The organism is Microbacterium sp. VKM Ac-2870 (assembly GCF_015350795.1).
Taxonomy (GTDB): domain Bacteria; phylum Actinomycetota; class Actinomycetes; order Actinomycetales; family Microbacteriaceae; genus Microbacterium.
Genome location: NZ_JADKSH010000006.1, coordinates 68,077 through 80,587 on the forward strand (window position 1 = coordinate 68,077; position 12,511 = coordinate 80,587).

A 12,511-nucleotide genomic window follows, 5' to 3' on the forward strand; every position below is an offset into this window, starting at 1 on the left:
TCGATAGAGGAAAAGACATGACTCCCGAACCCCTGAAGCTCCTCGGGTCGGTCCAGGCCATCAACTGGAACCGCATCCAGGACGACAAGGACCTCGAGGTGTGGAACCGCCTCGTGAACAACTTCTGGCTGCCCGAGAAGGTGCCGCTGTCCAACGACATCCAGTCGTGGGCGACGCTCACCCCCGAGGAACGCCAGACGACGATGCGCGTGTTCACCGGATTGACGCTCCTGGACACCATCCAGGGCACCGTCGGCGCCGTATCGCTCATCCCCGATGCGATCACCCCGCACGAGGAAGCCGTGTACACGAACATCGCATTCATGGAGTCGGTGCACGCGAAGAGCTACTCGTCGATCTTCTCGACGCTCGCTTCGACGCCTGAGATCGACGATGCGTTCCGGTGGTCGACGGAGAACGAGAACCTTCAGAAGAAGGCTCACATCGTCATGGACTACTACCGTGGCGACGAGCCCCTCAAGCGCAAGGTCGCCTCGACCCTGCTGGAGTCGTTCCTGTTCTACTCCGGGTTCTACCTGCCGCTGTACTGGTCGAGCAAGGCGAAGCTGACGAACACCGCCGACATCATCCGCCTCATCATCCGCGACGAAGCTGTGCACGGCTACTACATCGGCTACAAGTTCCAAAAGGGCCTCGAAAAGCTCACGCAGCCCGAGCGCGACGAGCTCAAGGACTACACGTTCTCGCTGCTGTACGAGCTGTACGACAACGAGGTGCAGTACACGCAGGACCTCTACGACGAAATCGGTCTCACCGAGGACGTCAAGAAGTTCCTGCACTACAACGCCAACAAGGCGCTGATGAACCTCGGCTACGAGGCGATGTTCCCGTCGCAGCTGACGAACGTGAACCCGGCGATCCTGTCGGCGCTGTCACCGAACGCCGACGAGAACCACGACTTCTTCAGCGGTTCGGGCTCGTCGTACGTCATCGGCAAGGCGGTCGCGACCGAGGACGACGACTGGGACTTCTGACGTTCTGATCGCGGCCTGTGTCGAACGCACGAGGGCTCGAGCTCGCACCACGGTGCGGGTTCGAGCCCTCGTGCATTGTTGTGTGCACCGGGCCTTTCCAGCGCGGCCGTCGCCGCGTGGCGTACGGGCAGAGAGCTGGCGTGGGTGCCGCTCGTCGCGTCGGTCGGAATCGTCTTCGGGCTGTGGGGTGGGCTCACTCTCTTGCGCGTCGCGGTGGCCTGACGCGTCGCGCGCCGCAGGGAGAGCCTCACCTTCACAGGCGGCATTCAGCCGTGGACATGGCCTTCAGTTATGCTGAAGGAATGCTCCGCACCCCACTGTCTCTGTTCCGCACGCTCGCCTTCGCCGAAGCGGTGTCGTGGACGCTGCTCATCGCGGGGCTCATCGTCCGCGCGATCACCGGCTGGGCGCCGGCCGTCTCGATCGCCGGCGGCATCCACGGCTTCGTCTTCCTCTCCTACGGCGCCACCGTCGTGCTCGTCGCCCTCAACAACCGTTGGCGCGCGGCCCCCACGGCCGTCGCCCTCATCTGCGCGATCGTGCCCTACGCGACCATCCCCGCTGAGATTTGGGTCCACCGCCGCGGGATGCTCGCCGGGCAATGGCGCGTCGCCCCGGAGGCGGACGTCGCGGATGCGCGCTGGTACGACGCTCCGCTGGCATGGCTTCTGCGCAGACCGTGGCTGCTGTTCGCCGGCATCCTCATCGCCGTCATCGCGATCTTCGCCGTGCTCCTGCTGATCGGGCCGCCGGGCGGCGCGAAGAGCTGAGCGCAACCAGGGGCACCATCCCGCAGAACTCACGGTACGTCGACCCACCGACATCACAGCGCGTCGATAGCATGGAGCGCATGAGTCAGGACGGTCCCCGCTTCAGCCCGGTCATTGCGCTGCTCGCGGTCTCGGCGATGTGGGAGGAGCAACTGGCGGCGATCCTCAAGGATCTCGGCATCAGCACCCGCAAGTTCGGCCTCCTCGGACACATCTACGCCGAACCGGGTATCTCGTTCTCCGAGCTCGCCCGCCGCTCGCACATCACCGTGCAGTCCGCTCATACCGCGGTGCGCACCCTCGTCGACGATGGCCTCGTGCAGGACGCCACCGCCCACGCCGGCGCTGCCAGCGACCTCCATGTCACCGCGAAGGGCGGCCGTGTGTTGCAGGACGCCCGTGAGCGCCTGTTCGAACTCGACGATGTCCTTGCCCAGCGCCTGCCCAAGGTCGCCCACTCGCTCGACGGCATCCGCGCCGGCATCGTCTGAGCGGGCTCAGCGCTTCGTCGACACCGTCACGGTGAACTTCGCGTCGCGGCTGGCCTGCCGCGTGGGACCGATGAACCGCTCCAATGCCGGGCGATACCGCAGCGGCGAATTCCAGACGCACCACAGTTCGCCACCCGTGCGCAGTGCCCGACCGGCGTCGATGAACAACCCTTCGGCGACCGCCGTCGTCACGGCGGCACCGGAATGGAACGGCGGGTTGAGCGCGATGAACGATGCGCTCGCGTCCGCGCGCTCTTCGAGACCGTCCGCCCGCGCGACATGCACGCGCTCGGCGACGCCGTTCGCTGCGGCGGTCGCCTTGGTCGACGCCGTGGCCACGGCCGACTGATCGCTCGCATACACGTACGCCGTCGGATGCCGCAGCGCGAGCCACGTCGCGACGATGCCGGTGCCGCAGGCCAGATCGACCCAGGGATCGTCGACGGTGCCTCCCGCGGCGGGAGTGCCCGTGGCATCCATCGCCGCCAGCAGCGCCCGGGTGCCGACATCGAGGCGTGCCCCCGCGAACGCGCCGCCGTACGCCCGCACCTCGAGCCCGCCCCCCAGGTCGGCGATGCGCGCCGAGGCCGGGACCGGCTCGCTGCCGCCGTGCGGACCCCGTGCCACGAGCACCCGCGACTTCTGGCGGGCGTGAGTGACGTCGACGGTGTCGAAGAACTCACCGAGCACCGTGTTCATCGCGACGCTCATGTACTTGAGGCGGCCACCGGCGTACACGACCACATCCGTTCGCGCGTGCGCGGCGATCAGCCCGGCGATGTCACGCAACGCGTCGAGCGATCGCGGCAGTCGCAGCAGCACGACGCGCGCGCCTCTCAGCAACTGGGCGTCGAGAGGAAACGACGAGACCCGGTCGGTGAGCCTCAGCGCGGCCGCATTGAGCGCCAGCGCACGCTCGCCGGAGAGAGCATCCTGGTGCACGCGGACGTCGCTCGCACCGTGGAACGCAGCCGCGAGGGCGAGCGCGCCGTGGGTGTCGCCGATGACGACGATCTCGCCGTCGCCAGCGGCCTGTCGCGCGGTGGCCGACTCATCGAGGATCAGGCGATCGGCCGCATCGGCGGCGACCAGGTCTTCGCCTTCGGAGTCGGGGCGGCGGCGCAGCGCGTCGAAGGGAAAGCTCATGATGAGGCGTCCGCATAGTGGAGGACGGCGTCGTCACTCGTGCATTCGTCTCCGATACGGATGCCATCGGCGATGGTGCCGGCATCCCGAAGCTCTGTCAGGGCGGCCACGGCGCGCCGGCGCAGCTCCCACGGATCGATCGTGTTCACGTAGATCTTCGTGCCGCCCTCGAAGCCGGCCGGGGTGGAGATGCGCCACTTCAGCACGACCCGCCACGGCATGGGCCACGGGGCGCCGGGAGGGCGGTAGTGCCACTCCTCGTTCGTCGGCACATGCACCCCGGTGGCGGCGTGCACAGCATGCAAGAGGTCGGACACAGCGCGGATGCCGGCGTCCGAGTGCTCCTGCGGCAGATTCGCCGCCGAGGTCGAGAAGATCTCGAAAGCGGGGTAGCGGTGCCCGACTCCGGCGAACGCGACCGCGCCGTCGTTCGCCGCCACGACCAATCGCTCGGCGACCGCGAGGTCGGCGATCTCGTGCTGGTACAGGTGGCGGTCGCGCGAGAGCAACCGCAACTCGTGGTCGACCTGAGGGCCGTGCTCGTCGATGGCCACGAGCTGCTTGTGCAGATGCTCGAACGACGCTCCGGCGGGCCGGAGCCAGTTCTGGAACACCGCGACGTACGCCGCGAACGGCTGCGCGGCCTGGATCTCGCCGAGCGCTTCGACGGTGAACGCCACGTATGCGGCGTGCTCCTCGGGGGTCAGGGTGCCGGCTGAGGCGAGCTCGGCGTCGGTGGTCGCGCCGTCGACGACGTGACGGCGAGCGACGACGACATCGTGGGAGCCGCCGAGCAGGTCCAGCGCGGCTTCTTCCAGGCTGGCCCGGCTGCCCGTCGCGGCGGCACGGATCTCGGCGAGCTTCTCAAGATGCACGCGGCCGACGGGATCGGACAGGTACTCCTCCGCCCACCGGAACAACTGCGCGGGCTGGCGGAAACCGTGGTCCTCCCGCCAGTACTCGGCCGAGACGATCTCGAAGAGATTGCCGAAGCGGCGGAATTCGGCGACGCTGTCGTTCAGTTCGTCTGCGGGCACGCGTCGCACCTCGTCGAAGCCGGACCCGACGAGGCGGGCCTTCTCGGGTGTCGTCTCGAAGTAGCGGTCGACGCAGAAGGCGCAGAGCCGCCGATCTTCGCCCGGCGCCAGTGTGCGCACGCTGTCGCGCGGCGCGTCGAGCGGCCGATGCGCGCGCCCGGGCACCGTCCAGACGCGGGTGCCGGTGAGCGGGCCGATCTGTTTGACGGTGCCGTCGGGGAGCCGTCGGATCGCCTGCTGTGCACCTTCGCTCACCCCTCCAGCCTATCGGCGCCCGGCAGAGGCACCCGGACCGTTCAGGGGATGCCGGGGGATACTGGCGGAATGAAGACGTTCGCACGATGGCTGCTCGCCGCCGGCATGGTGTTCGCCGGTCTGTCCCACCTGTTCTGGGCGCGCACGGAGTTCCAGGCCCAGGTCCCCGACGTGGTCACCGACCTCACGCACATCGACAAGGATGCCGTCGTGGTCGCCTCGGGCGCGGTGGAGATCATGCTCGGTGCCGCCCTCGTCGTGTTGCCGAAGGAACGTCGCAGGGTCGGAGCGATCCTCGCCGCGTTCTTCGTCGCCATCTTCCCCGGCAACATCGCCCAGGCGATGCAGCGCCGGCCGGCCTTCGGCCTCGACAGCGATCGCGCCCGCGCGACGCGGCTGGTGTTCCAGCCTCTGCTCGTGGCGTGGGCGCTCTGGTCGACGCGCGACTGACTCTCGCGTCGCCGGCACGCGATCAGCTGCGCGCCCGCAGGTAGCGGTGCTCCGGGCGGCCGGTCGTGCCGTACCGCAGTCGCACGTCGACCACGCCGCGCCCGGCCATCGCCGAGAGGTGGCGCTGCGCGGTGGCTCGCGAGACGCCGGCCCGGTCGGCGATCTCCGACGCCGATGACTCGGCGTCGCCCAGCGCTTCGAGGATGACCTGCTCGGTCGCCGAGCGCGACACCGACGGCGCCTCGCCGCCCGCGCGGAGAATCGCCAGGGCGCGGTCGACGTCATCCTGGGAGACGGCACGCTCCTCGTCGAGAATGTTGCGAAAACGCAGATAGCGATCCAGCAAGTCGGTGAGCGTCCGCCGCTCGAACGGCTTCACGAGATAGCTCAACGCCCCGGAGCGCAGCCCCCGCCGCACGGTGCGGGCGTCGGTCGCGGCAGAGAGGACGAACGCGTCGACGCCCATGTCACGTACGAAGGCGATGCCATCGCCGTCGGGCAGGAACGCATCGACGAGCAGAAGGTCCGGCCGTTCGGCCCGGACGGCCGCCGTCGCCTCGGCCAGGGTGCGTGCGGGCTCGAGCGCACGGTAGCCGGGGCGCTCCGCGACGATGTCGCGGTGCAGTCCGGCCACGCGGAAGTCGTCATCGACGACGAGAACCCGAACATGTGCGGTCATGGTGCATCATCTCTTCCGGTGGTCGGGGGCGCGAGTACGCCGCACAGTCGGGCTCCGAACACGGCGCCCGAGCCGGGGCCTTCGGTATCGGCTCCGCCGGCCTCGATGAGCCAGACATCGCCCCCGCGGCGCCGCGCGAGCTCGCGTGACAGGGGGAGCCCGACGCCGAGGCCGTGTACGGCGGCGTCGTCGGCGGCGCTGCCCGGGCGTTCGCGGCGGCGGAAGAGGTCGTCGCCGACCGAGACTCCCTGTCCCGAGTCCGACACCGTCAGGACGAGGTCGTCGCCGTCGCCGTAACAGCCGATGATCACGGTGCGCGGCTCGCTGCCGGCGACCGCTGCCCGCACGGCATTGTCGACGAGGTTGCCGAGCACGGCGGCGACATCCTCGACGTCGCCCAGGGGCGACAGCAGCAGCGAGTCGTGGGCGATCGACAACCGTACGCCGCGCTCGCCGGCCTCGATGGCGTGCGCGCCGATGAGCGCGTGCAGGAGGACGTCGCCGATGAGGTCGAGATTCTCGACGGGGTAGTCCACCGGGCCGCGCTGCAGCTGCTCGCCGAGGAACTCCCGCGCTTCGCGCTCGCGTCCGGCGTCGATCAGGCCGGCCGCCACATGCAGACGGTTGGCGAACTCGTGCCGCTGCACCCGCAGAGCGCCGGTCATCGCCCGCACCGTCTCGAGCCGTTCGGTGAGGGCGACGAGGTCGGTGCGGTCCCGAACGATCAGCACGGTGCCGAGGTTCTGCCCCTCACGCTGCACGGGTTGGGCGTCGACGAACAGTACGCGGTCGCCCGACACGATCCCGTCGCCGGCGGTGCCGTCGCGGACGGTGGCGAGAATCGCCGGGGTGATGCCGAGAGCGTCGAGTGTCTGCCCCTCCGGATCGGTGACGCCGAGCAACTCGCGTGCGGTTTCGTTGCAGAGGCGCACTCGCCCGTCGGGGCCGAGCGCCACGACACCGTCGCCCACACCATCGAGCACCGCGGCCTGATTCTGTACCAGCGCGACGAGTTCCTCGGGCTGCAGACCCAGCGTCATCCGCTCCCAGCGGCGCCGCAGCAGCATGCCGGACAGCACGGCGAGAATCAGCGCGATGCCCGCCGCCGCTGCGATTCCGCCGATGAGCGCCGGCAGGTCGTCGAAGACGTTGGACGGCTCGAAGCCCACGCTCACTTCACCCACCGGTGCACCCGCCCCACCCGCCGTGCCATCGGGGGGCAGCACCGGGACCTTCGCACGCGCCGAGACCCCGAGCGTTCCCTGCTCCCAGGTCACCACCTCTTTGCCGGCGAGAACTTCCCGGTAGTCGGTGCTGACGGGCTGGCCGAGCAGGTCGGCGTCGGGGTGCGCCAGACGGATGCCGTGGTCATCGGTGATCACGACGAACAGCGTGCCGGTGCGCGCAGTGACTGCGCCGGCGAGGCGTTGCAGCTCTCCGCCGCGCAGTTCCGCCGCCGTCGGTGTGCCCGGGTCGGCGCTCAGCTCAGCCACCTCGGCGCGCACCTGTGGATCGACGGCGATCGTTCGTGCGATGTTGAGGGCCGAGGCCTCTGCTTCGGCGCGCAGCTGCTGGATGCCGAGGAGCAGGAACACTGCCGCACAGACCGCGACGACCGCGACGACCGTAGCCGTCTGCAGCAGCACCACCCGCGTCGCGAATCTCATCGCCCCTCCTCCCCGTGAGCATAATGCGCTGAACCCGCGCATCGCGCAGAAGTCGCGGCAATGAGACATAGCGCGCACTCGGGACGCGAACTCCCTAGATTCACGGAATCCGGTCGACGATGCGCGTCGGCCGCAGACGAAGGAGTCGAGATGCCCCCTGTTCTCACCGGCCTCGCGGTCGCTGCCGCCGACGAGGGTTACGACCTGGCATTCACACCGTCGGACGGCGTACTCGTCGTGCTGGGGTTCACGATGGTGCTGACCTTCATGGCGCTCATCATGACGCGGCGGCTCACCCCGATGGTCGCGCTCATCGTCGTGCCGACGATCTTCGGCCTCTTCGCGGGCGCGGGCCTGGGCCTGGGCGACATGGTGATCGATGCGATCAAGTCCATGGCGCCCACGGCGGCCCTGCTCATGTTCGCCATCATGTACTTCGGAATCATGATCGACGTGGGCCTGTTCGACCCGCTCATCCGCCTCATCACCCGTCTGCTCGGCGATGATCCCGCCAAGGTGGTGATCGGCACGGCGTTGCTCGCCGGTGCGGTCTCGCTCGACGGTGATGGTTCGACGACCTTCATCATCACGACCTCGGCCATGCTGCCCATCTACCTGCGTCTCGGCATGAGCCCGGTGGTGCTGACGTGCGTGGCGGGTCTGATGAACGGCACGCTCAATATCGTCCCCTGGGGCGGTCCGACGGTACGGGCGGCATCCGCGCTGGGCCTGCAGCCCACGGACATCTTCGTGCCCATGCTGCCGTCGCTCGCCACGGGGCTCGTCATCACGCTTGCCTTCGCGTGGTTCCTCGGTCTCAGCGAGCGCCGCCGCCTCGCCGGGTCGATCGACACGACGCGCATCGAGTCGACGCGCGGCGACGGCATCTTCGGAGCGCCGCGCCTGTTCCGTGGCGCCGAGCCCAAGCCGGGTGCGGCCGCGACGCTGCGCACCGGCAACATCGTGACCGTGCGCGGTGCGCGCGATGCGATCGCTGCCGCATCACTCGTGGATGCTGCCGACACCGCCATGGCCGACACGATGCTCGATCCGAACCGGGCCACCCTGCGCCCCAAGCTCATCTGGTTCAACCTCGCGCTGACGGTGGCCGTCATGGTGCTGCTGATCCTCGATCTGTTCCCGCTGGCGTTCGTGTTCATGGTGGGCGCGGCCATCGCGCTGATCGTCAACTTCCCCAAGCTCAAGGGCCAGGCCGATGAGATCGTCGCGCACGCACCGTCGATCGTCGGCGTCGTCTCGATGGTGCTGGCGGCGGGCGTGCTGGTCGGTGTCTTGAACGGCACCGGAATGGTGACGGCGATGGCGTCGTGGATCACCCAGGTGATCCCCGCCGAGATGGGACCGTACCTCGCGGTCATCACCGGTGTGCTGTCGATCCCGTTCACGTTCTTCATGTCGAACGATGCGTTCTACTTCGGCATCCTGCCCGTGCTCGCCGAGAGCGCCTCGCACTTCGGGATCGCTCCGGTCGAGATGGCCCGGGCATCCATCACCGGTCAGCCGGTGCACCTGCAGAGTCCGCTGGTGCCGGCGATTCTCCTGCTGGTCTCGCTTGCCAACGTCAACCTCGGCGACCACCACAAGAAGGTGCTGTGGCGAGCGGCGATCGTGTCGCTCGCGATGCTCGCCGTGGGTGTACTGGTGGGAGTGATTCCACTGCACGCCTGAGCCGTGCGCGGTACGCGGCGCCCGGCGGGGCAGCGAGCAGCGTCAGCTCTCGTCTGCTCCGTGCGGGCGCACGCGCACGATGTTGGTCGATTCGTCGATGTCGGCCACCGTCGGGTGAGCCTTCACGAAGTCGGAGAACGAGCGGTGGCCGAGGGCCTTCTCGCTGAACGAAGGGTCCATGCGCTTGAGCAGGTTCTTCACCGCCGACAGGTGCACCCACTCGTCGTCGGTGCGCTCCTGCTCGAGGCGCAGCGCGCGACCGAGCAGCTCGGCGGTGGGATCCTCGGTCTTCTTGCGTCGGCGCGAAGAGGTCGTGGCCGCGGCATCCGTCTTCTTCTGCGTCGCCGTCGCCGGTGCGGGCGGAACCACGCCGGGCAGCGAGTCGTAGGAGTCGAACTGGTCGCACGCCGCGGCGAGGGACTTGGCCGTCGATCCCGCGACGCCGACGCCGACGACCACGCGCCCCAGCCGCTTGCAGCGCTGCGCCAGCGGCACGTAGTCGCTGTCGCCGGCGACGATCACGACGTGGGTCAGATCCGGCAGACGGAACATGTCTTCGACGGTGTCGACGGCCAGTCGGATGTCGGCGCCGTTCTTCGCGTAGGCGGCCGCGGGAAACAGCTGCACCAGGTCGACGGCGCGGGCGACGAGCTGCGAGCGGTAGAGCGCGTTCACGGGAGAGGACCAGTCGGCGTAGGCGCGGGTGAGCACGAGTGTGCCGAAGGATGCCGCGTAGTCGATGATCGCCCCGACGTCGATCGTCGCGTCCTTGAGTCGCTGCGCGATCTCGGGGGCGTCGGGGTCGGCGATGATCTTCTGGCGGTCTGCGGCGTACGCGTTGCGCCCGTGAACCCGGTCGTACCAACTCATGACGATGTTGTCGAAGTCGAGGTAGACGGCGACGCGGGCGTTCTGGATGTCGGCCATCTCACCGCTCCTTCGGGTAGGTCACGCCCAGCTGGGCTCGGATGTCGTCGAGGGCGGCCATGATCGCAACCGACTGCTCCATGGGCAGCAGGTCGCTGTCGCGCCGACCTTCCCGCAGCAGCTGTTCGGCACAGAGGGCCTGGAACTGCATGCCGCGCCCGTCGACGACCGAGACGTGCTCCTCGAGGAGAGTGCCGTCGGTGGCGGTGACCCGGAAAGAGGTCGGTTCGTACCAGACGCGGTCGATGTCGATGCGGGCGTCGGTTCCGACGATGTGGGCGGTGTTCGGGCCTGCCGCGCGCGAACTGGTCGCAATCGATGACACCGCGCCGCTTTCGTGCACGGCGGCGATGGCGACCTCCGTGTCGGCGCCCGTCTCACCGAGTCGCCCGAGGGCTCGCACCTCGGTCATCGGGCCGAGGATGTCCCACGCGAACGACACCGGGTAGATGCCCAGATCGAGCAGTGAACCGCCGCCCAGTTCGAGCGCGTTCAGGCGGTGGGCGGGGTCGACGGGCAGTGACTGCGTGTGATCGGCGACGACGGCGCGCACCTCGCCGAGCACACCCGCGGCGATGAGCTCGCGGATGCGGACCATGTGCGGGAGGTAGCGCGTCCACATCGCCTCCATCGCGAGCAGTTCGCGGCCCGCAGCGATGTCGCGGATCGCGACGGCTTCGTCGGCGTCGAGGGTCAGCGGCTTCTCGACGAGCACGTGTTTCCCGGCCTCGAGGGCGAGGACCGCGTGCGCGCGGTGGTGGCTGTGAGGGGAGGCGATGTACACGATGTCGACGTCGGGATCGGCGACGAGCTCCTCGTACGAGCCGTGCGCGTGGGGGATGCCGTACTCGGCGGCGAAAGCGGCGGCGGTCTCCTGTCGACGCGAACCGACCGCGGTGACGGTGAGCCCGGCGGTCTGCAGGTCTCTCGTGAACGCGTGGGCGATGCCGCCCGGGGCCAGGATTCCCCAGCGGATGGGAGACGGGGTGCCGGGCGCGGCGGCGGCGGTGTCGGTCATGCCACGAGCCTATCGGCGGCCGCGTAGGCTCGAGCCGTGAGTGAGGACAACGCCGCAGCGCTCGGCCGCTTCCGCGAGCTGCTGCAGGTACCCACGGTCTCGCACGTCGATGAGAGCCTCACCGACTGGGCGGCCTTCGATGCACTGCTCGCTGCCATCGAGCGTCTGTATCCGCGGATGCACGAGACGCTCGAACGCGAGGTCGTCGACGGCCACTCGCTCCTCTACCGCTGGCCGGGATCGGGCGGTGACGCGGACGCGGCGGTGCTGATGGCCCACCTCGACGTCGTCCCGGTCGTCGAGGCGGAGTGGGAGCATCCGCCGTTCGGTGCCGACGTTGTGGGCGAGGGGGCGGATGCCGCGATCCATGCGCGCGGAGCGATCGACGACAAAGGCGCGCTCGTCGCGATCCTCGAGGCGGTCGAGCAGCTCGTCGCCGACGGCTTCGTCCCCGCACATGATGTGTATCTCGCCTTCGGGCACAACGAGGAGACCGCGGGTGGTGGGGCGCGCGCCATCGTCTCCCTGCTCAGCGATCGGGGCGTCGAACCTGCCCTCGTGCTCGACGAGGGCGGCGCCGTCGTCGACGGCGCCGTGCCGGGCATCGCCGTGCCCACCGCGATGGTCGGTGTCGCCGAACGCGGGGTCATGACGCTCGACCTCATTGCCCGAGAAGGCGGTGGACACGCCTCGACGCCGCCGCCCCTTCCTGCAACGGCGCGGCTGGCGCGGGCCATCGACCGCATCCGGCGCCATCCCTTCCCCGCGCGCATCGCCCCGCCCGTGCGTGCGCTGTTCGCGACGCTCGCCCCGCACGCGCCACGCGCACTCGGTGTCGTCTTCGGCAATCTCGGTCTGCTGGGTCCGCTTTTCGCACGGATCCTCACGCGGCTGGGACCTGAGATGAACGCGATGGTACGCACGACCGCCGTGGCGACGGAACTGTCGGGAGCGCCCAGCGAGAACGTGCTGGCGACCAGCGCCAGGGCGGCGGTCAACATCCGGCTGCTGACCGGCGACACCGTCGCATCGGCGACCGCACGCATCCGACGTGTCATCGCCGATCCCGAGATCGAGGTGGTGCTGCGCCACGGCTCCGACCCGTCTCCTGTGTCGCCCTGGCGTGGCGAGCCCTGGCAACGCCTCGCCGCCGCGGTGCGCGACACCCTGGGCCACGAGGTGATTACGACCCCGTACATTCAGCTCGGGGCCAGCGACAGCCGCTGGTTCACCGGGCTCAGCCCGCATGTGTACCGGTTCACGCCATTTCACCTCACGCGCGCCGAGCGCGATGCGTTGCACTCGCACAACGAGCGCATTCGCACGGATTCCTGGCTGCGCGGCATCGCCTTCTACCGGGCGCTCCTCCGCGCCAGTTGAACGGCGC

The 12,511-nt window shown here is 69.2% G+C and carries 12 protein-coding genes; 6 read left to right on the plus strand and 6 right to left on the minus strand.

The features are described 5' to 3' along the window. Positions 1-17: 17 nt before the first annotated feature. The 3 genes from nrdF to ITJ43_RS13690 all read left to right on the plus strand — a co-directional run bounded on the left by nrdF (position 18) and on the right by ITJ43_RS13690 (position 2,256). The gene (nrdF, locus tag ITJ43_RS13680) at positions 18-995 is read left to right on the plus strand and encodes a class 1b ribonucleoside-diphosphate reductase subunit beta (RefSeq protein ID WP_194584408.1); all 978 of its coding nucleotides are present in this window, start codon (positions 18-20) and stop codon (positions 993-995) included. A gap of 302 nt (positions 996-1,297) precedes the next feature. Beyond that, positions 1,298-1,765 (plus strand): DUF3817 domain-containing protein, encoded by a 468-nt coding sequence (locus ITJ43_RS13685; protein ID WP_194584409.1) that lies wholly within the window; start codon positions 1,298-1,300, stop codon positions 1,763-1,765. 80 nt (positions 1,766-1,845) lie between these two features. After that, positions 1,846-2,256 (plus strand): MarR family winged helix-turn-helix transcriptional regulator, encoded by a 411-nt coding sequence (locus ITJ43_RS13690; protein ID WP_194584410.1) that lies wholly within the window; start codon positions 1,846-1,848, stop codon positions 2,254-2,256. Between the two features lie 6 nt (positions 2,257-2,262). Here ITJ43_RS13690 and ITJ43_RS13695 read toward each other — a convergent pair whose 3' ends face one another. Both ITJ43_RS13695 and ITJ43_RS13700 read right to left on the minus strand, forming a co-directional pair. After that, the gene (locus ITJ43_RS13695; protein ID WP_194584411.1) at positions 2,263-3,402 is read right to left on the minus strand and encodes a class I SAM-dependent methyltransferase; all 1,140 of its coding nucleotides are present in this window, start codon (positions 3,400-3,402) and stop codon (positions 2,263-2,265) included. Next, on the minus strand, positions 3,399-4,694 hold the full coding sequence (locus tag ITJ43_RS13700) for a DUF4921 family protein (protein WP_194584412.1): 1,296 nt from the start codon (positions 4,692-4,694) through the stop codon (positions 3,399-3,401). The genes ITJ43_RS13695 and ITJ43_RS13700 overlap by 4 nt, the downstream gene beginning before the upstream one ends. Before the next feature lie 69 nt (positions 4,695-4,763). Here ITJ43_RS13700 and ITJ43_RS13705 point away from each other — a divergent pair, with 69 nt between their 5' ends. Next, the gene (locus tag ITJ43_RS13705) at positions 4,764-5,144 is read left to right on the plus strand and encodes a hypothetical protein (RefSeq protein WP_194584413.1); all 381 of its coding nucleotides are present in this window, start codon (positions 4,764-4,766) and stop codon (positions 5,142-5,144) included. Positions 5,145-5,166: 22 nt separating this feature from the next. On the opposite strand, the gene ITJ43_RS13710 is transcribed toward ITJ43_RS13705, so the two are convergent. Further along, positions 5,167-5,823 (minus strand): response regulator, encoded by a 657-nt coding sequence (locus ITJ43_RS13710; protein WP_194584414.1) that lies wholly within the window; start codon positions 5,821-5,823, stop codon positions 5,167-5,169. Then, positions 5,820-7,490, minus strand: coding sequence for a sensor histidine kinase (locus tag ITJ43_RS13715; RefSeq protein ID WP_194584415.1), 1,671 nt, complete (start codon positions 7,488-7,490; stop codon positions 5,820-5,822). Before ITJ43_RS13715 ends, ITJ43_RS13710 begins: the two co-directional genes overlap by 4 nt. A gap of 150 nt (positions 7,491-7,640) precedes the next feature. Between ITJ43_RS13715 and ITJ43_RS13720 the strand changes: the two genes are divergently transcribed. Next, positions 7,641-9,179 (plus strand): CitMHS family transporter, encoded by a 1,539-nt coding sequence (locus tag ITJ43_RS13720; protein ID WP_194584416.1) that lies wholly within the window; start codon positions 7,641-7,643, stop codon positions 9,177-9,179. A 42-nt stretch (positions 9,180-9,221) separates the two neighbouring features. On the opposite strand, the gene ITJ43_RS13725 is transcribed toward ITJ43_RS13720, so the two are convergent. Continuing rightward, positions 9,222-10,106 (minus strand): NYN domain-containing protein, encoded by an 885-nt coding sequence (locus ITJ43_RS13725; protein ID WP_194584417.1) that lies wholly within the window; start codon positions 10,104-10,106, stop codon positions 9,222-9,224. 1 nt (position 10,107) lies between these two features. Further along, positions 10,108-11,124, minus strand: coding sequence for a Gfo/Idh/MocA family protein (locus ITJ43_RS13730; RefSeq protein WP_194584418.1), 1,017 nt, complete (start codon positions 11,122-11,124; stop codon positions 10,108-10,110). A 36-nt stretch (positions 11,125-11,160) separates the two neighbouring features. On the opposite strand from ITJ43_RS13730, the gene ITJ43_RS13735 reads away from it, so the two are divergent. Further along, positions 11,161-12,504, plus strand: coding sequence for a M20/M25/M40 family metallo-hydrolase (locus tag ITJ43_RS13735; protein WP_194584419.1), 1,344 nt, complete (start codon positions 11,161-11,163; stop codon positions 12,502-12,504). Positions 12,505-12,511: the final 7 nt, after the last annotated feature.